Below are 1,537 nucleotides of genomic sequence, written 5' to 3' on the forward strand. Positions count from 1 at the left end.
CTGCCGGGGGCGGCGTCGGGTGAAGGGGCTGGGGGAGCCGGGGACGCGTCGCCAGGCGGCCAGGCGGATGGCTCCCAGTTCGTCCCTTGCGGAGGTGGGTTTGTCATACATATCCCCGATCAGGCGAGTTGCTTCCTGACGTAGTTCGCCCATTGGCGTTCGAAGTCGGTTCTGGTGACGCCGAGCGTCCGGAAGAGGGCTGCTTCGGCGTCGTCGCCGCCGGCGCGGTACGCGGCTGTCACGGCGGCGGTGAGCTTGCGGTCGCCGTAGCGGGCCGCGATGTGGCGCATGGCCAGTTCGCCCATCAGGTAGTGGGCGTGCGTCAGGTCCTGGCGCCCCCAGTCGAGGTTGGACGGCAGCGTGCCGGTGAACGGCTGGGCGCGTTGGCCGGCGAGGTAGGCGCGACCTTCGTGGTATCGCTGGGTCCGGCTGACCGGGATGTCACGGTTGGTGAGATATTCGGCGAAGCCTTCGACGATCCAGTTCGCCTTGCCGAACAGGGAGAAACCGCCCGCGTCCAGGCTTGCGACGAGGGAGTGGGCCAGTTCGTGGGTGACCAGCTCCTCCAGGCCCGCCTGGGTGTCGAAGTAACCGGACGTGGTGTCGAGGACGACGCGGGTGCCGCCGATCTTCACGTCGCCGCTACCCCAGCTCGGCATGGCGATGGAGACGCCGGCCTCGCTCGCCGTCGTCTTGCGGAAGAGGTTGCCGAGCTGGGTGGGCCCTTCGGCGAGGGCGACCACGAAGCCCGTCGGCATGACCGTCCGGGGATCGCCGTTGCGCCGCCAGAAGGCCAGGTTCGCGGTGGTGGCGCGGGCGACGATCGGGGCGACGCGGCGGGCGAGGTCGGCGTGCTGCGGGCGGGCGAGCACGACACCGGCCCCGGCCCGGACGATCTCGATGTCGGGCCAGATGTCCCAGGGGCCCGGGTAGTAGACGGTCTTGGTGGTGCCGCCCAGGGACGGGGGCGGGGCGCCGGCGACCTTGGTGACCACGAGGGGCGCGCCGGCGGACGCCTTCTCCACCGTCCAGCGATACCACTCCGAGACCGGCCGCAGGTCGGCCCCGGCGAACCGGTGGACGAACGCGACGTCCTGCGTGAACTTCAGCCCGCGCCCGAAGCTGTCGGCGGACTGCCCGCTGCGCTGCAGCACCTGGTACGAGACCTCGGCGAGCGGCACCTTGCGCAGGTTGGCGAACACCCTGCGCTGGCCGTCCGCCAGCTTCCCGTCGAAGATCGACACGAACGCGTCGGCGTCGCCGCTCGCCAGCGCCCGGCCGTGGCCTTCGACCAGGGCGGTGATCTCCTCCTCGGTAACGGCGACGATGTCCGGATCGGCCGAAGCCGAAGCCGAAGCCGAAGCCGAAGCTCGGGCCGGGGCGGAGGACGGAGCCGAGCTCGGCAGGGCGGCCGGGACCGGCCCGCGCAGCACGAGACCCACGGCGGCACCGACGGCCACCACCGCGGCGAGCGAGAGGGCGCCCAGCGTCACCCAGAGCCCGGTCCTCCGAGGCGGCGGCGGTGGCGGCGGGGGTG

1 protein-coding gene is annotated in these 1,537 nt (G+C 72.2%); it reads right to left on the reverse strand.

Translation table 11 applies throughout. From position 1 onward, the window contains the following. Window positions 1-119: 119 nt before the first annotated feature. A partial coding sequence (locus tag ADY59_RS47255) for a hypothetical protein (RefSeq protein ID WP_231619256.1) occupies window positions 120-1,537 on the reverse strand: 1,418 nt, incomplete at its 5' end.

The sequence above is a fragment of the Nonomuraea sp. SBT364 genome (assembly GCF_001083785.1).
Lineage (GTDB): Bacteria > Actinomycetota > Actinomycetes > Streptosporangiales > Streptosporangiaceae > Nonomuraea.